This is a genomic window from Pseudomonas sp. 2835, assembly GCF_050435905.1.
In the GTDB taxonomy this organism is placed as follows: Bacteria; Pseudomonadota; Gammaproteobacteria; order Pseudomonadales; family Pseudomonadaceae; genus Aquipseudomonas.
In genome coordinates this window covers 66,383-83,746 of the sequence record NZ_JBNDLE010000020.1, presented here as the reverse complement: position 1 = coordinate 83,746, position 17,364 = coordinate 66,383, and the positions used below count along the sequence as shown (strand labels likewise).

Below are 17,364 nucleotides of genomic sequence, written 5' to 3'. Positions count from 1 at the left end.
ACCGCTGAAAATACGAATTTTCCTGATGTATCTGGCTCTTTAGAATCCCTTGCCATCACGGTGCCCCTGAATGCGCACCGATTTAATTGCACGGAGACCCACAGATGCTTCACTTCAAATCCATCGGTACACCCCTGGTGTTGCTGTTGGCCCTGCTGGCCATGAGCGGTTGCGAGCAGGCGGAAAAGTCCGCCCAGCAAATGCTCAACCAGGCGGCGGAGTCGGCCAAGGAGGCCATCGACAAAACCAACGAAGCCGCCCAGCAGGCCCTGAGCGAAGCCACCGGCTCCGAAGGCAGCGACAAGGCAGGCAAGCCCGAGCGCGACGCCAGCGCCCAGGACATCTGACCCACCCCTTACCCCGATGCAGGATTTGATTCATGGAATACTTGTTGGAACTCGCTGCAAGCCCGACCGCCTGGGTCGCCCTGGCCACCCTGGTGGCCATGGAGATCGTCCTCGGTATCGACAACCTGATCTTCATCTCGATCCTGACCAACAAGTTGCCCGAAGAGTACCGCTCCAAGGCGCGGCGCATTGGTATCAGCATGGCGCTGGTGATGCGCCTGGGCCTGCTCAGCACCGTGGCCTGGATCGTCCAGCTGACCGAGCCGGTAGTCGATGTGTTCGGCCATACCTTCTCCTGGAAGGACATGATCCTCATCGCCGGTGGCCTGTTCCTGCTGTGGAAAGCGACCAAGGAAATCCACGAGAGCGTCGACCCGCGTGCCCAGGCTGAAGCCAAGGCGTCCTCGACCATCACCCTGGGCTTTGCTGCGGCGATTGGTCAGATCCTGGTGCTCGACATCGTCTTCTCGATCGACAGCATCATCACCGCCGTGGGCATGACCGAGCACCTGCCGATCATGATCATCGCCGTGATCAGTGCCGTGATCGTGATGCTGGTGGCGGCCGACCCGCTGGCCCGGTTCATCAACGACAACCCGACCGTGGTGATGCTGGCCCTGGGCTTTTTGATCATGATCGGCATGACCCTGATCGCCGAAGGCTTCGGTGCTCATGTACCCAAGGGTTATGTGTACGCGGCGATGGCCTTCTCGACGGCGATCGAAATCCTCAACATCATGTCGCGCCGGGCGCGCTTGAAGCGCGAGGCGGTTGAGGGCTGATAAAGCCATCGCGGGGCAAGCCCGCTCCTACAGTCACTGTGGGAGCGGGCTTGCCCCGCGATGCTTTTCAAAGATTTCTAATGCGCCCCGGCATGCCGGCGGCTGCGCCTCACCGGTACCGCGTCTTTGCTTTCAGGCTGGATACGTTGATGCGGATGATGACGCCGGGCGATGCGCAACACCCCCCAGAGCATGGCAGCAGCGACGCTCAACCAGGCGCCGAACAGCATCAGGATTGCCATTGTCAGGCTCATGTGTGCCTCCTCAAGTCCGCGCCAAGGCAACAAGGCTCGCCACGCGGACACGTCTTCAGTCTAGCTGGTTGCATGTTGCAGGCTATTGACCGATGGTCTAGAGGCTTGGGCCGCTTTGTTCTAAGCCCGCATCAGGCTATACCCGCAGCGCGCGCCAGCCTATGATCAGCGCTCAGGGCCGGGCAGTGGCTGCCGGCCGTCATCGAGCGAGTGTTCATGCCTGCACTGACTTCCCTAACCGGCTTGACCCCACGCCGCCTGCTGGCGGCCTGCGCGGTCAGCCTGGCCCTGGCCGGGTGTGCCAGCCAGCCGCCCTCCCAGCTTAAAAACCTGCCGCAACGGGTCGAGATCGGCTCGGTGCCTTTCTACCGTGGCGAAGCCAACCAGAGCGCCTCGATGGCGCTGGCGGCATTGCTCTCGCAACAGGGGGTACGCATTACCCCGGGGCTGCTCGACAAGTCGCTGGGCCTGCCGCAGCACATCGACCAGCTCGAACAGGCGATCCCGCGGGTGGGCCGTGAATACGGCATGGTCGTCTATCCGCTCGAGCCGCGCCTGGAGGCCTTGTTGACGCAGGTAGCGGCGGGCAACCCGGTGTTGCTGCGTTTTCAGCAGGGTTCGACGTTCTGGAGCGAGCCGCGCTATGCCTTGCTGGTCGGCTACGACCGTTACAAGCAGCGGGTATTGTTGCGGGCGGGGATGAACCGGCGCTTGCTGATGGAGTTCGACGACTTCGAATCAGCCTGGCAAAAGCAGGGAAGTTGGGCGGTGCTGGTCCAGCAGCCGGGCCAGTTGCCGGCCCAGGTTGACCGTCAGCGCTGGCTGAAAGCGGCCAATGACCTGGCCCAGGCGGGCCAGGAACAAGCGGCCCGGCAGGCCGTCAGCGCCCTGGGGCAGTGACGGCGCAGGCCGGGCAGGGGGCTTAGAAGCCCAGGCGATCGCGCAGGCTGTAGTACCAGGCGCCCAGGGCGCTGAAGGGTACGCGCAGCAGCTGGCCACCCGGGAACGGGTAGTGCGGCAGCTCGGCGAACGCATCGAAACGCTCGGCCTGGCCACGCAGGGCCTCGGCCAGCACCTTGCCCGCCAGGTGGGTGTAGGTGACGCCGTGGCCACTGCAACCCTGGGAGTAATAGATGTTGTCGCCGATGCGACCCACTTGCGGCAGGCGCGACAGGGTCAGCAAGAAGTTGCCGGTCCAGGCGTAGTCGATCTTCACATCCTTGAGCTGCGGGAAAGCCTTGAGCATTTTCGGGCGGATGATCGCTTCGATGTTGGCCGGATCGCGAGCACCGTAGACCACGCCACCGCCGAAGATCAGGCGCTTGTCGCTGGTCAGGCGGTAGTAGTCGAGCAGGTAGTTGCAGTCTTCGACGCAGTAGTCTTGCGGCAGCAAGCTGCGCGCCAGCTCTTCGCCCAGCGGCTCGGTGGTGATCACCTGGGTGCCGCACGGCATCGACTTGGCCGCCAGTTCCGGCACTAGGCCGCCAAGGTAGGCGTTACCGGCAACGATGATGAACTTGGCGTGCACTTTACCTTGTGGGGTGTGCACCACCGGGTTGGCTCCGCGCTCGATGCGGATGGCCGGCGATTGCTCGTAGATCTTGCCGCCCAGCGACTCGACCGCGGCGGCTTCGCCCAGGGCCAGGTTCAGCGGGTGGATATGGCCGCCGCTCATATCTAGCATGCCGCCGATGTACTGGTCGCAGTCGACCACTTCACGGATGCGCTTCTGGTCCATCAGCTCCAGCTGGGTGTGGCCGAAGCGTTCCCACAGGCGCTTTTGCGATTCCAGGTGGCCCATCTGCTTGGGCGTCAGGGCGGCGAACACGCCACCGTCTTTAAGGTCGCACTGGATGTTGTATTTGGCCACGCGCTCACGGATGATGCGCCCGCCTTCAAAAGCCATGTGGCCCAGCAGTTGTGCCTGCTTGGGACCGACGGTGCGCTCGATGACGTCGATGTCGCGGCTATAGCTGTTGACGATCTGGCCGCCGTTGCGGCCCGAGGCGCCAAAGCCGACCTTGGCGGCTTCCAGCACGGTGACCTTGAAGCCGCTCTCCAGCAGGAACAGCGCGCTGGACAGGCCGGTATAGCCGGCGCCGATCACGCAGACATCGGTCTGTACCTCTTCCTGCAGCGCCGGGCGCGGCGGAACCGGATTGGCCGATGCGGCGTAGTAGGACTGAGGGTAGGGGGTATTGGCCATGCTGCGAAACCTCTGTTTTATATTTTTTACGACTGTACCGATGCTATCAATAATAATAAACACCCGCTAGTCGTGTGTTGAAAATCCTTTACCCCGGCTTTTGGCAAATACTTTTGATATTCAGTGGCTTAGCGTTAAAAAAAGAGTTGACACCCTTCGGCGATTGCGTAGAATGCGCCCCACAGCAGGCACATAGCTCAGTTGGTTAGAGCACCACCTTGACATGGTGGGGGTCGTTGGTTCGAATCCAATTGTGCCTACCAAATCAAATCCGCCCCTGCTGGCGGTGCACAAAAAAGGCGATCCGCAAGGGTCGCCTTTTTTGTTTGCGGGCATTTTTTGCTGGCAAAGCAAAGCTGCTGATTTTTTTATGAAATTTCGCTTTACGAAGGTTAAAGACCTGCGTATTATGCGCCCCACAGCAGGCACATAGCTCAGTTGGTTAGAGCACCACCTTGACATGGTGGGGGTCGTTGGTTCGAATCCAATTGTGCCTACCAAACAAATCCACACTGCTGTGTGGTAACAAAAAGGGCGATCCGCAAGGGTCGCCCTTTTTGCATTTCAGCTGTAGGAGCGGGCTTGCCCCGCGATAGGGCCCTAAAGGCCAGTCAAGAATGCTAAAATCCGCCGCTTGCATTCAGGAGATAGACGCGTGCGCAAAGTGGCGGTGGTAATGGCGGTGCTGGCTCTGGCCGGTTGCGAAAACGAAGTCGAAGGCGTGCACAAGCAGGTGGCCGAACACCTGCAGAACCCCAAGACAGCCAAGTTCGCCAACGTGCGATTCGACCAGCAAGGCATTATCTGCGGCCAGGTGCGCGGCAAGGACGACGCCGGCGTCTTCGTGCCGTATCGCAGCTACGTGGCGATCAAGCAGGCCGCGGGCGACTATCAGCTTATTATTGCCGACCAGGGCAGCAACCTGGCCATTCGCGAGAAATGCGGTGGCGCCGACCTGCAGCGCGCGGCCGACGCTGCGGCAGACAAACCTGCGCCCCAAGGCTGGGATGTCGAGATCGTCCAGGGCGCGAACATGGGCGCCCTCAGCGACATGACCGCACGCCTGATCGAAAAGCAAATCCCGTCCTCGGTGGTCTACCGCAACGGCAAGCCGGTGGTGCTGCTCGGCCCTTATCCCGACAAGGCCCAGGCCGAGGCGCAGCAAGCCGATGTCATGGCGCGCCTGGGCACCGACTCGATCGTCATCCAGCACGACGCCCCGCGCTAGCCAGGGGCTTCGCGCTCCCCGTACACTCACGGCTCATACGCAAGGAGAGCCGTCATGAGTGATTCATCCGCCGCCATTATCCTGCAGCGTTATACCGAGCAGCATGTCGAGGGCCTGACTGCGCTGTACAACGACCCGCGGGTGGCGCGCCAGGTCCTGCAGATGCCTTATCAATCGCCGGAGATCTGGCGCAAGCGACTGAGCCTGGACAACGAGCGGATGCTGTTTCTGGTAGCGCTGCATCAGGGTGAAGTGATCGGCAGTTGCTCGCTGGAGCAATACGCGCGTATCCGCCGTGCCCACTGTGGCGCTATCGGCATGGGCGTGGCGCCCGCCTGGCAAGGCAAAGGTGTCGGCAGCCGGTTGCTCGGGGCGGTGCTGGAGGTAGCCGACAACTGGATGGGCCTGCAGCGCGTCGAGCTGACCGTGTACACCGACAATCAACCGGCGCTGGCTTTATACAAGCGCTTCGGCTTTGCGGTTGAAGGTCAATTGATTGACTATGCTATGCGTGACGGTGAGTTGATCGATGTCTACAGCATGGCGCGTCTGCGACGACAGCCGCGCTGAGCAGGAGGGCCATATGTCTACGCTGGAGCGGGCCATTGCGGTTGCGGCGAGGGCACATGAAGGGCAGCGCGACAAAGGTGGAGCGGCCTATATACTCCACCCGTTGCGGGTGATGCTGAGGGTGGCGACGCCCGAGCAGCGCATTGTCGCGGTGCTGCACGACGTGCTCGAGGATTCACCGATGACCCTCTCCGACCTTGCCCGCGAAGGCTTCGCCCTGAAGATCCTGGCCGCGGTGCAGGCACTGAGCCGGCGCGATGACGAAAGCTACGAAGCCTTCGTGGTGCGGGTCGGCGATGATCCGCTGGCGCGGGTGGTCAAGCTGGCCGATCTGGCCGACAACAGCGACCTGTCGCGGATCCCCATGCCCGGCCCCGATGACATCGCCCGCCTGGCCCGTTACCAGCAGGCCAGCGCCTACCTGCAGGCGCTGGCCTGAGCCTCAGCCGCAGGCGCTGAGGTTGACCGGGCCGACGAACTCGTTGCCATGGCCCATCACACAAGCCACCCGCTGGTTGCGCTGGCGCTCCCAGGGTTGCGGCGGGTAGGTCTTGTTCCAGGCTTCGTACAGCTGGCGGTCCTGTTTTGACAGCTTGAGGCTGTACTGCTTGCTCATATAAAAGTAGGTGCGCGCGATCATGCCGCGAATGGACGGCCGCGGCATGACCTTCTTGGCCTTGAAATCCACCTGGGTCAGGCACGAGCCGTATTGCCCGCGCTGCTCGGGCAGCCAGCCGAAACTGAAGTTGCTGCGATCGCCATTGACCTCGCCAATGCTTGGTACCAGGTTGTGCAGGTCGGCCTCGGCGCGCTGGTAGACCTTGTCATTGCGCGAACAATTCTTGCGCCCGCCACTTTGCCAGCACTGGCGCTGGTGGCCGATCTGCCAGGCCGGAACGATATGCTCCCACTCGATGCGCGAGGCACGGTTGGCATTTTTGCGCGGCACATAACCGCAGGCCTGCAAATCAACCTTGTTGCCGTTGTACTTGCAGCCACAGTAGAACTCGGTGGACTGCGGCGCATACAAACGCCAGGCGACCTTCTTGGCTTCACTGAAGGTGCGCGGTGCATCGGCGTGGGCGGTGGTGACGCTGAACAACAAACAAGCTACTGCAAAAACCGGAAATCTCATGCGCTTTCAATCTTCCTTCGGCACAACCCAGAAAATCTGCACGCCACCGTCATCGCGGTAGGCGAGGGTGACGTTGTCGTTCTCGGCGATTTCGTCGAGCAGGGTGGCCCAGTCTTCAGGCGTTTCGTGCTCCAGGCGGAAGATCAGCGCGGCCCGGGCTTTTTGTGCGGTGGGGGAATTGATGATTTTCTGGATGCGGGTGCCCAGTTGCTCGTAACTGCTGGCAGGGGCGGAAGTGGTGGCCACGAAGCGTTCCTTTTTTAGCTGTATGCGCATACAGTATTTTACTGTAAGCAATTTCGCAACAGCTCGTCGGTGAAAGAGCGCATGTGACCGCAAACCGCGCGGTTTGCTGCGGTCTGTTTAAAGTATTTTTTGCGAGGGTAGGGGAGGCAGGCTTGCCCGTCCTACAGGGCGGGCAAGCGCTTGGGGTTACTCGATCAGTATTCCCAGAAGATCCGCTGCAGCTCTTTGCTGTCCTGGGTCTTGGTCATGGCAACCATGGCTAGGATCCGGGCTTTTTGCGGGTTCAGGTCGTGGGCGACGACGAAGTCGTTCTTGTCGTCAGGCTGCTCGGCGTTGCGCAGCACGAAGCCGCCGGCATTGACGTGGGACGAACGAATGATCTGCACGCCTTGCTTGCGCAGGTCGATCAGGGTCGGGGCTACCTTCGAAGACACCGAGCCATTGCCGGTACCGGCGTGAATGATCGCCTTGGCGCCATTTTGTGCCAGGGCCTTGTAGGCGGTGTCGGTGACGTTGCCGTAACCGTAGGCGATGTCGACCGCAGGCAGGCTGCTGATTTTCTTGATGTCGAATTCCGAATCGACGGTGTGACGCTTGGCCGGCAGGCGGAACCAGTAGGACTTGCCTTCGACGACCATGCCCAGCGGGCCCCATTGGCTCTTGAAGGCTTCGGTCTTGATGTTCACCGACTTGCTGACGTCGCGACCCGACTGGATCTCGTCGTTCATGGTGACCAGTACGCCCTTGCCGCGCGAATCCTTGTTGCTGGCAACAGCGACAGCGTTGTACAGGTTGAGCATGCCGTCAGCCGACATGGCGGTGCCTGGGCGCATGGAGCCGACCACGACGATTGGCTTGTCGGTTTTTTCGACCAGGTTGAGGAAGTAGGCGGTCTCTTCCAGGGTGTCGGTACCGTGGGTGATGACGATGCCGTCGACGTCCTTGCTGTCGGCAAGCTCGGCAACGCGCTTGCCCAGTTGCAGCAGGTTTTCGTTGCTGATGCTTTCGGAAGCGATCTGCAGCACTTGTTCGCCGCGCACATTGGCCAGGGTGGCCAGTTCCGGAACGCCGGCGATCAGCTTGTCGACACCGACCTTGGCGGCCTGGTAAGTGGCGCTGTTGGCGGTGCTGGCGCCAGCGCCTGCGATGGTGCCACCGGTGGCGAGGATCACCACGTTGGCCAGTTTCTGTTGGTTCTCGACTTCCTTGGCGTTGACGCCTGCGGGCAGTAACAGCAGCAGGGCCAAAGCGCCCGGAACGAAGGAATTAAGCGCAGCTTTCATCGTTGATCTCTCTTGTGTCTGGAGTTCGCTGTGTAACGCGCTAACAGAGGCAGATTCCGTACCAGAACAGCCGTTCGTCGGTTTTCATCTTCAATCTATTGATTTTCATGGGCTTAGAGGGCTTGGCAAAACGTCGGCAAAGCATTTTCCTATTCGGAATTCCGAATATTGTGTACAAGAGGTGTTCGGTTTTCCGGTTATTTTTAGGATAATTCCTACGCGTGCTTTCCAAATGGTCTGCGGCAGCGGATTTGACAAAATTTGGTTACGTTTTCATAGTGAGTTAACGCAAACGTTTGCGGCCCGATAAAAATCATAAGATCCGGAGTAAACCCATGAAGCTGCCCTTTGCTGGACGCCTGCTGGCGCTCGCCGTACTTTCCTCGCTATCCCTCGCCACACCCGTTTCCCACGCCCTGGCCGACGACGCCAAGCCGAAAGTCGCGCTGGTGATGAAGTCGCTGGCCAACGAGTTCTTCCTGACCATGGAAGACGGCGCCAAGGCCTACCAGAAAGACCACGCCAATGAGTTCGACCTGGTGTCCAACGGCATCAAGGACGAGACCGACGCCAGTAACCAGATCCGGATCGTCGAGCAGATGATCGTGGCCAAAGTGAATGCCCTGGTCATCGCCCCGGCTGACTCCAAGGCCCTGGTGCCGGTGGTGAAGAAAGCCATGGACGCCGGCATCACCGTGATCAACATCGACAACCGCCTCGATCCCGAGGTGCTCAAGAGCAAGCACCTCAGCGTGCCGTTCGTAGGCCCCGACAACCGCAAGGGCGCGCGTCTGGTCGGTGAATACCTGGCCAAGGAGAAGCTCAAGGCCGGCGACCAGGTGGCCATTATCGAGGGCGTCTCGACCACCACCAACGCCCAGCAGCGCACCGCAGGCTTCAAGGATGCAATGGAAGCGGCGCAGATCAAGGTGGTGTCGGTGCAGTCGGGCGACTGGGAAATTGCCAAGGGCAATGCCGTCGCCGCCTCCCTGCTCAACGCCAACCCTGAGCTCAAGGCTCTGCTGGCCGGCAACGACAGCATGGCCCTCGGCGCTGTTTCGGCGGTGCGCGCTGCAGGCAAGGCTGGCCAGGTGCAGGTGGTTGGCTACGACAACATCAACGCCATCAAGCCGATGCTCAAGGACGGTCGGGTGCTCGCCACCGCCGACCAGTACGCCGCCAAGCAGGCGGTGTTCGGCATCGAGGCGGCGCTGAAGATGCTCAAGGGCGAAAAGCCTGAAGTCGACGCCGACAACGTCATCCAGACCCCGGTCGAACTGGTCACCAAACCCTAGTCGCAGCGTGCGCGCCTGCCACGGGGTGGGCGCCAGGAGAACAGGCAATGTCAGCGACTGCGGATGTCGTACTTTCAGTCAGCGCCATCGGCAAGACCTACGCCCAGCCGGTGCTCGGCGATATCGAGCTGAGCCTGCGGCGGGGTGAAGTGCTGGCCCTGACCGGCGAAAACGGCGCGGGCAAGAGCACCCTGTCGAAGATCATCGGAGGCCTCGAAGTGCCCACCACCGGGCACATGCTTTACCAGGGCCAGCCTTACCAGCCTGGCAACCGCGCCGCGGCCGAGCGGCTGGGTGTGCGCATGGTCATGCAGGAGCTCAACCTGCTGCCGACCCTGACCGTGGCCGAGAACCTGTTTCTCGACAACCTGCCCGGGCGCGCGGGCTGGATCGATCGCAAGCGCCTGCGTGAACAGGCGGTGGCGGCCATGGCCCAGGTCGGCCTGGACGCCATCGACCCGGATACGCCGGTGGGCGAGCTGGGTATCGGGCATCAGCAGATGGTCGAGATTGCCCGCAACCTGATCGGCGACTGTCATGTGCTGATTTTCGATGAGCCGACGGCGATGCTCACTGCCCGCGAGGTGGAGCTGCTGTTTACCCAGATCGAACGCCTGCAGCAGCGCGGCGTGGCCATCGTCTACATCTCTCATCGCCTCGAAGAACTCAAGCGCATCGCCCAGCGCATTGCCGTGCTGCGCGACGGCAAGCTGGTGTGTGTCGAGCCGATGCAGCGTTACAACAGCGAACAATTGGTCAACCTGATGGTCGGCCGCGAGTTGGGCGAGCATATCGATTTGGGCGTGCGCAACATCGGCGCGCCGCTGCTCAAGGTCAACGGCCTCGGCCGTAGCGACAAGGTCAGGGACGTCTCGTTCGAGGTGCGCAGCGGCGAGATCTTCGGCATCTCCGGGCTGATCGGCGCCGGACGCACCGAGCTGTTGCGGCTGATCTACGGCGCCGACAGCGCCGACAGCGGCACTATCGAGCTGGGCAATCCCTTGCGCGAGGTGCGCGTCGATTCGCCCGTGGCGGCGGTGCGCCAGGGCATTGCCCTGATTACCGAAGACCGCAAAGGCGAAGGCCTGCTGCTGAGCCAGTCGATCAGCGCCAATATCGCCTTGGGCAACCTGCCGGCAATTTCCCGCGCCGGCGTGGTCAACAGCGGCGCCGAGCGCGAACTGGCCGAACGGCAGATCGCCGCCATGCGCATCCGCAGCTCCAGCCCCGAGCAGGTGGTGGGTGAGCTGTCGGGCGGTAACCAGCAAAAGGTGGTGATCGGCCGCTGGCTGGAGCGCGACTGCTCAGTGCTGTTGTTCGATGAGCCGACCCGTGGCATCGATGTCGGCGCCAAGTTCGACATCTATGGCCTGCTGGCGGAACTGGCGCGCCAGGGCAAAGCGCTGGTGGTGGTGTCGAGCGACCTGCGCGAGCTGATGCTGATTTGCGATCGCATCGGCGTGCTCAGTGCCGGGCGCCTGATCGACACCTTCGAGCGCGACAACTGGACCCAGGACCAACTACTGGCCGCAGCCTTTGCCGGCTATCAGAAACGTGATGCGTTGCTGCACGAAGCGGCGCCCAGGACGACCCCATGAAAACCACGCAACTGGACACCGCCGCCCCCAGCGCCAAGCGCAGCGGCACTTACTTCGGCCTGGGGACCTACCTGGGCCTGGCCGGCGCTTTGCTGGCGATGATCGTGCTGTTCTCGTTTTTGAGCAGCCACTTTTGGTCGTACGCCACCTTCAGCACCCTGGCCAACCAGATCCCCGACCTGATGGTGCTGGCGGTGGGCATGACCTTTGTGCTGATCATTGGCGGTATCGACCTGTCGGTGGGCTCGGTGCTGGCCCTGGCCGGTTCCGCGGTCAGCGTGGCGATGCTTGGCTGGGGCTGGAGCGTGATGCCGGCGGCCTTGCTCGGCATGGCTGTGGCGGCGCTGGCCGGCAGCATCACCGGTTCCATTACCGTGGCCTGGCGAATTCCGTCGTTCATTGTCTCGCTCGGCGTGCTGGAAATGGCCCGGGGCATGGCCTACCAGCTGACCGATTCGCGCACCGCCTACATCGGCGATGCCTTTGCCTGGCTGTCCAACCCGCTGGCTTTTGGCATCTCGCCGTCGTTCCTGATCGCCTTGCTGGTGATCATCCTCGCCCAGCTGGTGCTCACCCGCACGGTGTTCGGCCGCTACCTGATCGGCATCGGCACCAACGAAGAGGCGGTGCGCCTGGCCGGCATCGACCCGCGCCCGTACAAGATCCTGGTGTTCTCGCTGATGGGCCTGCTCGCAGGCCTGGCCGCGCTGTTCCAGATTTCCCGTCTGGAAGCTGCCGACCCCAACGCTGGCTCCGGCCTGGAGTTGCAGGTCATCGCCGCAGTGGTCATCGGCGGCACCAGCCTGATGGGCGGGCGCGGCTCGGTGATCAGCACCTTTTTTGGCGTGCTGATCATCTCGGTGCTGGCCGCAGGCCTGGCGCAGATCGGCGCTTCAGAACCGACCAAACGCATTATCACCGGGGCGGTGATCGTCATCGCCGTGGTCCTCGACACCTACCGCAGCCGGCGCGCGCGCAGGCGGAACTGAAACAATGGCAACCATCAAAGATGTCGCGGCACTGGCGGGGATTTCCTACACCACTGTTTCGCATGTACTGAACAAGACCCGCCCGGTCAGCGAGCCGGTGCGCCTCAAGGTCGAAGCGGCGATCGCCGAGCTCGACTACGTGCCCAGCGCCGTGGCCCGCTCGCTCAAGGCGCGCAGCACCGCGACCATCGGCCTGCTGGTGCCCAACAGCGTCAACCCGTACTTCGCCGAGCTGGCCCGGGGCATCGAGGACGGTTGCGAGCGCAACGGCTACTGCGTGATCCTCTGCAACTCCGACGACAACCCGCAAAAGCAGCGCAGCTACCTGCGCGTGCTGCTGGAAAAACGCATCGACGGCCTGATCGTCGCCTCGGTCGGTGAAGACAACGACCTGCTCGATAGCCTGGCCAGCGTGCGCACGCCGATGGTCATCGTCGACCGCGCCCTGGAAGGCGTGGCCGCCGACCTGGTACGCATCGACCACGAGCAGGGCGCTTATCTGGCGACCCGGCATTTGCTCGAGCTCGGCCATCGCGAGATCGCCTGCATCGGCGGCCCGGCGGCCACCAGCGTTGCCCAGTTGCGCCTGGCCGGTTTCCATCGGGCGCTGGCCGAAGCCGGCGTTACCCCGCGCCAGAGCTGGCTGCTGAGCAGCGAATTCACCAGCATCGGCGGCTATAGCGCGGCAGCACAGCTGCTCGAAGGCGAGCGGCCAACGGCGATTTTTGCCGGCAACGACATGATCGGCATCGGCGTGTTGCGCGCCGCCGCCGAGCGCAACATCTGCGTGCCCAGCGAGCTGTCGGTGATCGGCTTCGACGATATCCAGATCAGCCAGTACGTATTCCCGGCGCTGACCACCGTTGGCCAGTCGATCCGCGAGCTGGGCGAGAGCGCCGCCGAACTGCTGCTGCGGCGCATCGCCGAGCCGCTGCGTGGCGCGCCAGAGCAGCGCATCGTCGCACCGAGCATCGTCCTGCGCGAATCCACGGCGCCGCGCCCCGACCTTTTCAATGATTACCGCTGAGAACGAGCCCGCACATGCAAGCCAATGTAGTAGTGGTAGGTAGCCTGAACATGGACCTGGTGACGCGCGCCCAGCGCCTGCCGCGCGGCGGCGAAACCCTGGTGGGTGAGAGCTTCGTCACCGTGCCGGGTGGCAAGGGCGCCAACCAGGCGGTGGCGGCGGCGCGCCTGGGCGCGCAGGTGGCGATGGTCGGCTGCGTGGGTGACGACGCTTACGGCCAGCAACTGCGCCTGGCCCTGGCTGATGAACAGATCGACTGCCAGGCAGTGAGCATCGCTGCCGGGGTGTCCAGTGGTGTGGCGCTGATCGTGGTCGATGCCGCCAGCCAGAACGCCATCGTTATTGTTGCCGGTGGCAATGGCCAGTTGCTGCCCGAGTCGGTGCAGCGCTTCGACGCCTTGCTGCAAAACGCCGAGGTGATCATCTGCCAACTGGAAGTGCCGATGGCCACCGTCGCCTACACCCTTGAGCGGGGCAGGGCGCTGGGCAAGACAGTGATCCTCAACCCGGCGCCGGTCAGCGGCCCGCTGCCGGTCGAGTGGTTCGCCAATATCGACTACCTGATCCCCAACGAAAGCGAAGCCGAAGCCCTGAGCGGGCTGCCGGTCAACGACCTGGACAGCGCCAGGGCGGCCGCCACGCGCCTGCTGGGCATGGGTGTTGGCAAGGTGATCGTCACCTTGGGTGCCCAGGGCGCGTTGTTTGCCGATGGCCAGGGGTTCCGGCATTTCCCGGCGCCAGTGGTGCAGCCACTGGACACCACGGCGGCGGGCGACACCTTTGTCGGCGGTTTCGCCGCAGCCCTGGCGCGTGGTGAGCAGGAGGGTGCGGCAATTGCCTTTGGTCAGCGTGCGGCGGCCCTGTCGGTTACCCGCGCCGGTGCGCAGCCTTCGATTCCGCATCTCGCCGAGCTGCAGCCATGAAGAAGACACCATTGCTCAATATCGCCCTGTCGCGCCTGATCGCTTCCCTCGGCCACGGTGACATCCTGCTGATCGGCGATGCCGGATTGCCGGTGCCGGCGGGTGTGGAGCTGATTGACCTGGCGCTGACTCCGGGCATACCGGATTTCGCCAGCACTTTGCGCATCGTGCTGACGGAAATGCAGGTCGAAAGCCACGTGCTGGCGGAGGAAATCCTCGAGCATCAGCCGCCGGGCCTGACCGCTGTCGAGCAGTTGACCGCCCAGGGCGAACTGGGCGCCCGACGCCTGCTCAGTCACGAAGCGTTCAAGCAGCTGAGCCGCAGCGCCCGCGCCATCGTGCGCACTGGTGAATGCCAGCCCTACAGCAACATTGCCTTGGTTGCCGGGGTGACCTTCTAGCTGTTCCATCTGATCATAAGGACGTGTCTTATGTTGAGCTGTGCCAAACGTTTGCTCCAAGGAGTGCTGCTGATGTCTGTGCTTTCGGCGGGTGCCCAGGCGGCGCCCATTGACCTGATTATCGATACCGACCCCGGCGCTGATGACGTGGTGGCGCTGTTCCTGGCCATGGCTTCGCCAGATGAACTGAAGATCCGCGCCATCACCACCGTGGCCGGCAACGTGCGACTCGAGAAGACCTCGCGCAATGCCCGCCTGGCCCGGGAATGGGCCGGGCGCGAAGACATCCCGGTGTACGCCGGGGCGCCAAAACCGCTGGTGCGCACACCGATCTACGCCGCCGATATCCATGGCGAAGAAGGCTTGCCCGGGGTAACGGTCAGCGAGCCGCAGAAGGGGCTGGCCAACGGTAGTGCGGTGCGTTACCTGATCGACACCTTGAGCAGCGCCAAGCCGCACAGCATCATTGTCGCCATGCTCGGCCCGCAGACCAACCTGGCTTTGGCGCTGATTGAAGCGCCCGAAATCGTCAATGGCATCAAGGAAGTGATCGTCATGGGCGGTGCCCACTTCAATGGCGGCAATATCACCCCGGTGGCTGAATTCAACCTGTTTGCCGACCCTCACGCTGCCGAAGTGGTGCTCAACAGCGGGGTCAAGCTCACCTACCTGCCGCTGGACGTCACCCACAAGGTGCTGACCAGCGAGGCGCGGCTCAAACAGATTGCCGACCTCAACAATGGGGCGAGCAAGCGCGTGGTGGATATCCTCAATGCCTACGTCAAGCAGGACATGAAGCACTACGGCATGCCCGGCGGCCCGGTGCATGACACCACGGTGATTGCCTACCTGCTCAAGCCCGAACTGTTCCGCGGCCGCCAGGTATTCATGCAGGTCGACAGCCGCGACGGCCCGACCTTCGGCCAGACCATTACCGACTGGTACGGCGCCCTGAAAGAACCGGGCAACGTCACCTGGATTACAGAGGGTGATGCCCAGGGCTTTTTTGATCTGCTCAGTGATCGTCTGGCGCGTCTGCCATAACCGGCTGACTGTAACGTTCAAAGACCTGGTCGACGTAGCTGCGTGCGTCGTCCGGGCCCAGGTCCTTGACCAGCAAATCGAGGGCGATCAGCAGCAGTTCTTCGGCGCTGGCCGGGCTGTAGGCGCTCTGGCCTTCTGGCCATTTGACCTTGATGTCGGCATCGATGGTGTGGCTTGTCATGAACATTCTCGAATGAAACCTGCGCGCGCTGTCGGTTCAAATGCCGGGCCCTGGCGTTTGAAGGGGAGGCTGGCTTGCGCTCCGCCGATGCTTGCAGTAAATCATGGCCGTTGCCTGCAACGCACTGCGACTTAGGCATAAGCGCAGGGGGCGTGGCAAACTATCGGTGTTTTAGCTTGCCGGGACAGCGCAGTGCAGATCGACCTGAACAACCCCAACGACTTCACCCTCGACAACGTCCGGGCCCTGCTGGTGGCCGGCAATGGTGCGGTTCACAACCAGCTGCGGGTCAATCACAAGGGCATTGCCTGGTTGTCCCAGGTCACCGGTGGCCGTGAACTGCAGGGCCTGTCCTTTCGTCTGGAAACCTGGGCGGCGGGCTCGGGGTGTGTCGGTCCGCAGGTGGCCGATGACGAGCGCTGGATACGCCAGGTGTACAAGGCCCTGAAAAATAACTGGCCCAAACCTGCCAGCGATTACATCGACCTGTATTGAGCTTGTGCAAAATCCGGTCACGATTGCCCTTGGCCTGGAGCGCTCTGGCTCGGGCACAATGGACCGGTTTTGCAACGAAAAACCAGGAGTGCTGTCACATAGGCAGCATTCAAGTATTTAAGGAGGATTCATGTTCCGCACGCGTGCATCATTGGTAAGCCTGTTGGCTGTCGCCGTATTGGCAGGTTGCAGCAGCACTGGCGGCTCTTCGTCGAAGGCCCCGCAAGCGACTGCTGCCAACACCGATGGCCGTTGCCAGGCCAGCGGCGCCGAGTTCGCCATCGGCAAGCCGGCCACCCCCGAGTTGCTCGAGCAGGCGCGTAAAGCCAGCGGCTCGCAACTGGCCCGTGTGCTCAAGCCTCACGACATCATGACCCTGGAATACCGCTCCGAGCGCCTGAACCTCAACGCCGACGAACAAGGCGTGGTTACCCGGGTAAACTGCGGCTAACGCGCCCACGCCCTGTAGGAGCGGGCTTGCCCCGCGATGAGGCAGCGCAACTGGCACATCAGGTGGCGCGATCGCGGGGCAAGGCCCGCTCCCACAGAGAAAAGCCCTGCAGCCCCAAATTGCAGGCACAAAAAAACCCGCCACAAGGACGGGTTTTTTTATTCGGTCAGATCTTACTCTGGACGAACTTGTGCAGCCTGCATGCCCTTCTGGCCTTTTTCGGCAACGAAGGAGACAGTCTGGCCTTCCTTCAGGCTTTTGAAACCGTCGGTTTCGATAGCCTTGAAGTGAACGAACAGGTCGTCGCCGCCACCTTGTGGAGTGATGAAGCCGAAGCCTTTCTCATCGTTGAACCATTTTACGGTGCCGGTTTGGCGATTAGACATGGGTGTATCTCCAGGAAACATGATTTTCAGTAGTGCGGTGTTGCCGAGGCCAACAGGGTGCACGCCGACCATCATAGTCTAATTATGGGCTTGTAGCCCCTTTTACCTTCGCAGATTGCTGATCTGGAGCAAATTAGCGATGGATAACTGGCCAAAGGCCCTATTATTTCGGGTTTTTCGGGCCGCAGACCGCTGCAATATTTTTTTGCGCGCGCTCCATTACCGCTGCATCAACGCCATCCTCCAGGGTATCGAGGTCTTTCATCTCTTTGTCGCTGAGGTTTTTCTGGAGCACGTCTCCAGCGCATTTGCAGTGCTGTTCGGCTTTATCCTGTGCCAGGCCTTGCTTCTGCGCCTGCGCTACGCAGGTCGACTGGTAGTTGCCGGGCAGTTTGCCGGCATGGGCGCCCAACGGCAGCAGCAGGGCAGAGGCAGCCGCCAGGGCCAGAAGAGACTGAAGTCGCATAACCAAACACTCCTTGGGGTCGAGTCTCACAAGAGTAGGACGCTTCACAAACTCTGA

Annotated in this window: 23 protein-coding genes and 2 tRNA genes; 17 read left to right on the top strand and 8 right to left on the bottom strand. The window is 62.1% G+C overall.

What is annotated here, in order from left to right; genetic code table 11:
* Positions 1-104: 104 nt before the first annotated feature.
* Positions 105-347, top strand: coding sequence for a hypothetical protein (locus ABIE20_RS22900; protein WP_045194576.1), 243 nt, complete (start codon positions 105-107; stop codon positions 345-347).
* Between the two features lie 32 nt (positions 348-379).
* A complete protein-coding gene (locus ABIE20_RS22895) occupies positions 380-1,129 on the top strand; it encodes a TerC family protein (RefSeq protein WP_429507508.1) in 750 nt (249 codons plus the stop codon).
* Between the two features lie 77 nt (positions 1,130-1,206).
* Here ABIE20_RS22895 and ABIE20_RS22890 read toward each other — a convergent pair whose 3' ends face one another.
* Positions 1,207-1,383, bottom strand: a complete 177-nt coding sequence (locus tag ABIE20_RS22890; RefSeq protein WP_429507507.1) for a hypothetical protein — start codon at positions 1,381-1,383, stop codon at positions 1,207-1,209.
* A gap of 216 nt (positions 1,384-1,599) precedes the next feature.
* Here ABIE20_RS22890 and ABIE20_RS22885 point away from each other — a divergent pair, with 216 nt between their 5' ends.
* Positions 1,600-2,283: a peptidase C39 family protein gene (locus ABIE20_RS22885; RefSeq protein WP_429507506.1), complete on the top strand. Its 684-nt coding sequence runs from the start codon at positions 1,600-1,602 to the stop codon at positions 2,281-2,283.
* 22 nt (positions 2,284-2,305) lie between these two features.
* On the opposite strand, the gene ABIE20_RS22880 is transcribed toward ABIE20_RS22885, so the two are convergent.
* A complete protein-coding gene (locus tag ABIE20_RS22880; protein WP_429507504.1) occupies positions 2,306-3,589 on the bottom strand; it encodes an NAD(P)/FAD-dependent oxidoreductase in 1,284 nt (427 codons plus the stop codon).
* A gap of 186 nt (positions 3,590-3,775) precedes the next feature.
* Between ABIE20_RS22880 and ABIE20_RS22875 the strand changes: the two genes are divergently transcribed.
* The 5 genes from ABIE20_RS22875 to ABIE20_RS22855 all read left to right on the top strand — a co-directional run bounded on the left by ABIE20_RS22875 (position 3,776) and on the right by ABIE20_RS22855 (position 5,826).
* A tRNA-Val gene (locus ABIE20_RS22875) sits at positions 3,776-3,852 on the top strand.
* Between the two features lie 160 nt (positions 3,853-4,012).
* Positions 4,013-4,089: transfer RNA gene (locus ABIE20_RS22870), tRNA-Val, on the top strand.
* Positions 4,090-4,244: 155 nt separating this feature from the next.
* Entirely contained in the window at positions 4,245-4,817 is a 573-nt protein-coding gene (locus tag ABIE20_RS22865; RefSeq protein ID WP_093381124.1) for an SPOR domain-containing protein, read from the top strand.
* Between the two features lie 54 nt (positions 4,818-4,871).
* The gene (locus ABIE20_RS22860) at positions 4,872-5,387 is read left to right on the top strand and encodes a GNAT family N-acetyltransferase (RefSeq protein WP_429507502.1); all 516 of its coding nucleotides are present in this window, start codon (positions 4,872-4,874) and stop codon (positions 5,385-5,387) included.
* 13 nt (positions 5,388-5,400) lie between these two features.
* A complete protein-coding gene (locus ABIE20_RS22855) occupies positions 5,401-5,826 on the top strand; it encodes a GTP pyrophosphokinase (RefSeq protein ID WP_429507501.1) in 426 nt (141 codons plus the stop codon).
* A 3-nt stretch (positions 5,827-5,829) separates the two neighbouring features.
* Here the strand turns inward: ABIE20_RS22855 and ABIE20_RS22850 are convergent, their stop codons facing one another.
* From ABIE20_RS22850 to ABIE20_RS22840, 3 genes are all read right to left on the bottom strand, one after another.
* Positions 5,830-6,522 (bottom strand): endonuclease, encoded by a 693-nt coding sequence (locus ABIE20_RS22850; RefSeq protein ID WP_045194565.1) that lies wholly within the window; start codon positions 6,520-6,522, stop codon positions 5,830-5,832.
* 6 nt (positions 6,523-6,528) lie between these two features.
* Positions 6,529-6,798: a DUF1654 domain-containing protein gene (locus ABIE20_RS22845; protein WP_045194563.1), complete on the bottom strand. Its 270-nt coding sequence runs from the start codon at positions 6,796-6,798 to the stop codon at positions 6,529-6,531.
* Positions 6,799-6,962: 164 nt separating this feature from the next.
* On the bottom strand, positions 6,963-8,051 hold the full coding sequence (locus ABIE20_RS22840; protein WP_045194561.1) for an asparaginase: 1,089 nt from the start codon (positions 8,049-8,051) through the stop codon (positions 6,963-6,965).
* A gap of 335 nt (positions 8,052-8,386) precedes the next feature.
* On the opposite strand from ABIE20_RS22840, the gene ABIE20_RS22835 reads away from it, so the two are divergent.
* The 7 genes from ABIE20_RS22835 to ABIE20_RS22805 all read left to right on the top strand — a co-directional run bounded on the left by ABIE20_RS22835 (position 8,387) and on the right by ABIE20_RS22805 (position 15,328).
* Positions 8,387-9,346, top strand: coding sequence for a sugar ABC transporter substrate-binding protein (locus tag ABIE20_RS22835; protein ID WP_429507500.1), 960 nt, complete (start codon positions 8,387-8,389; stop codon positions 9,344-9,346).
* A gap of 47 nt (positions 9,347-9,393) precedes the next feature.
* Positions 9,394-10,944, top strand: coding sequence for a sugar ABC transporter ATP-binding protein (locus ABIE20_RS22830; protein WP_429507499.1), 1,551 nt, complete (start codon positions 9,394-9,396; stop codon positions 10,942-10,944).
* Positions 10,941-11,933, top strand: coding sequence for an ABC transporter permease (locus ABIE20_RS22825; RefSeq protein ID WP_429507497.1), 993 nt, complete (start codon positions 10,941-10,943; stop codon positions 11,931-11,933). The genes ABIE20_RS22830 and ABIE20_RS22825 overlap by 4 nt, the downstream gene beginning before the upstream one ends.
* A gap of 4 nt (positions 11,934-11,937) precedes the next feature.
* The gene (locus ABIE20_RS22820; RefSeq protein ID WP_429507496.1) at positions 11,938-12,960 is read left to right on the top strand and encodes a LacI family DNA-binding transcriptional regulator; all 1,023 of its coding nucleotides are present in this window, start codon (positions 11,938-11,940) and stop codon (positions 12,958-12,960) included.
* Between the two features lie 14 nt (positions 12,961-12,974).
* Positions 12,975-13,883: a ribokinase gene (gene rbsK / locus ABIE20_RS22815; RefSeq protein WP_429507495.1), complete on the top strand. Its 909-nt coding sequence runs from the start codon at positions 12,975-12,977 to the stop codon at positions 13,881-13,883.
* Entirely contained in the window at positions 13,880-14,284 is a 405-nt protein-coding gene (gene rbsD, locus ABIE20_RS22810; RefSeq protein WP_429507494.1) for a D-ribose pyranase, read from the top strand. Before rbsK ends, rbsD begins: the two co-directional genes overlap by 4 nt.
* Positions 14,285-14,356: 72 nt before the next feature.
* Entirely contained in the window at positions 14,357-15,328 is a 972-nt protein-coding gene (locus tag ABIE20_RS22805; protein WP_429507492.1) for a nucleoside hydrolase, read from the top strand.
* Here the strand turns inward: ABIE20_RS22805 and ABIE20_RS22800 are convergent.
* Positions 15,300-15,509 (bottom strand): hypothetical protein, encoded by a 210-nt coding sequence (locus ABIE20_RS22800; RefSeq protein WP_429507491.1) that lies wholly within the window; start codon positions 15,507-15,509, stop codon positions 15,300-15,302. The two genes, ABIE20_RS22805 and ABIE20_RS22800, sit on opposite strands and share 29 nt — an antisense overlap.
* 192 nt (positions 15,510-15,701) lie before the next feature.
* On the opposite strand from ABIE20_RS22800, the gene ABIE20_RS22795 reads away from it, so the two are divergent.
* Positions 15,702-16,004 carry a hypothetical protein gene (locus tag ABIE20_RS22795; protein WP_258607435.1) on the top strand — a complete coding sequence of 101 codons (303 nt, stop codon included), beginning with the start codon at positions 15,702-15,704 and terminating at the stop codon, positions 16,002-16,004.
* Positions 16,005-16,134: 130 nt separating this feature from the next.
* Complete coding sequence (locus tag ABIE20_RS22790; RefSeq protein WP_429507489.1) at positions 16,135-16,455, top strand: I78 family peptidase inhibitor; 321 nt, start codon at positions 16,135-16,137, stop codon at positions 16,453-16,455.
* A 173-nt stretch (positions 16,456-16,628) separates the two neighbouring features.
* On the opposite strand, the gene ABIE20_RS22785 is transcribed toward ABIE20_RS22790, so the two are convergent.
* Both ABIE20_RS22785 and ABIE20_RS22780 read right to left on the bottom strand, forming a co-directional pair.
* Entirely contained in the window at positions 16,629-16,841 is a 213-nt protein-coding gene (locus ABIE20_RS22785) for a cold-shock protein (RefSeq protein ID WP_007956027.1), read from the bottom strand.
* 163 nt (positions 16,842-17,004) lie between these two features.
* The gene (locus ABIE20_RS22780; RefSeq protein WP_429507487.1) at positions 17,005-17,307 is read right to left on the bottom strand and encodes a hypothetical protein; all 303 of its coding nucleotides are present in this window, start codon (positions 17,305-17,307) and stop codon (positions 17,005-17,007) included.
* Between the last annotated feature and the right edge of the window lie 57 nt (positions 17,308-17,364).

Excerpts from the sequence above, each read along its gene's own strand:
- ABIE20_RS22900 (WP_045194576.1), top strand. The coding sequence starts at position 105 with ATGCTTCACTTCAAATCCATCGGTACACCCCTGGTGTTGCTGTTGGCC.
- ABIE20_RS22895 (WP_429507508.1), top strand. The coding sequence starts at position 380 with ATGGAATACTTGTTGGAACTCGCTGCAAGCCCGACCGCCTGGGTCGCC.
- ABIE20_RS22890 (WP_429507507.1), bottom strand. The coding sequence starts at position 1,383 with ATGAGCCTGACAATGGCAATCCTGATGCTGTTCGGCGCCTGGTTGAGC.
- ABIE20_RS22885 (WP_429507506.1), top strand. The coding sequence starts at position 1,600 with ATGCCTGCACTGACTTCCCTAACCGGCTTGACCCCACGCCGCCTGCTG.
- ABIE20_RS22880 (WP_429507504.1), bottom strand. The coding sequence starts at position 3,589 with ATGGCCAATACCCCCTACCCTCAGTCCTACTACGCCGCATCGGCCAAT.
- ABIE20_RS22860 (WP_429507502.1), top strand. The coding sequence starts at position 4,872 with ATGAGTGATTCATCCGCCGCCATTATCCTGCAGCGTTATACCGAGCAG.
- ABIE20_RS22855 (WP_429507501.1), top strand. The coding sequence starts at position 5,401 with ATGTCTACGCTGGAGCGGGCCATTGCGGTTGCGGCGAGGGCACATGAA.
- ABIE20_RS22850 (WP_045194565.1), bottom strand. The coding sequence starts at position 6,522 with ATGAGATTTCCGGTTTTTGCAGTAGCTTGTTTGTTGTTCAGCGTCACC.
- ABIE20_RS22845 (WP_045194563.1), bottom strand. The coding sequence starts at position 6,798 with ATGCGCATACAGCTAAAAAAGGAACGCTTCGTGGCCACCACTTCCGCC.
- ABIE20_RS22840 (WP_045194561.1), bottom strand. The coding sequence starts at position 8,051 with ATGAAAGCTGCGCTTAATTCCTTCGTTCCGGGCGCTTTGGCCCTGCTG.
- ABIE20_RS22835 (WP_429507500.1), top strand. The coding sequence starts at position 8,387 with ATGAAGCTGCCCTTTGCTGGACGCCTGCTGGCGCTCGCCGTACTTTCC.
- ABIE20_RS22830 (WP_429507499.1), top strand. The coding sequence starts at position 9,394 with ATGTCAGCGACTGCGGATGTCGTACTTTCAGTCAGCGCCATCGGCAAG.
- ABIE20_RS22825 (WP_429507497.1), top strand. The coding sequence starts at position 10,941 with ATGAAAACCACGCAACTGGACACCGCCGCCCCCAGCGCCAAGCGCAGC.
- ABIE20_RS22820 (WP_429507496.1), top strand. The coding sequence starts at position 11,938 with ATGGCAACCATCAAAGATGTCGCGGCACTGGCGGGGATTTCCTACACC.
- rbsK (WP_429507495.1), top strand. The coding sequence starts at position 12,975 with ATGCAAGCCAATGTAGTAGTGGTAGGTAGCCTGAACATGGACCTGGTG.
- rbsD (WP_429507494.1), top strand. The coding sequence starts at position 13,880 with ATGAAGAAGACACCATTGCTCAATATCGCCCTGTCGCGCCTGATCGCT.
- ABIE20_RS22805 (WP_429507492.1), top strand. The coding sequence starts at position 14,357 with ATGTCTGTGCTTTCGGCGGGTGCCCAGGCGGCGCCCATTGACCTGATT.
- ABIE20_RS22800 (WP_429507491.1), bottom strand. The coding sequence starts at position 15,509 with ATGACAAGCCACACCATCGATGCCGACATCAAGGTCAAATGGCCAGAA.
- ABIE20_RS22790 (WP_429507489.1), top strand. The coding sequence starts at position 16,135 with ATGTTCCGCACGCGTGCATCATTGGTAAGCCTGTTGGCTGTCGCCGTA.
- ABIE20_RS22785 (WP_007956027.1), bottom strand. The coding sequence starts at position 16,841 with ATGTCTAATCGCCAAACCGGCACCGTAAAATGGTTCAACGATGAGAAA.
- ABIE20_RS22780 (WP_429507487.1), bottom strand. The coding sequence starts at position 17,307 with ATGCGACTTCAGTCTCTTCTGGCCCTGGCGGCTGCCTCTGCCCTGCTG.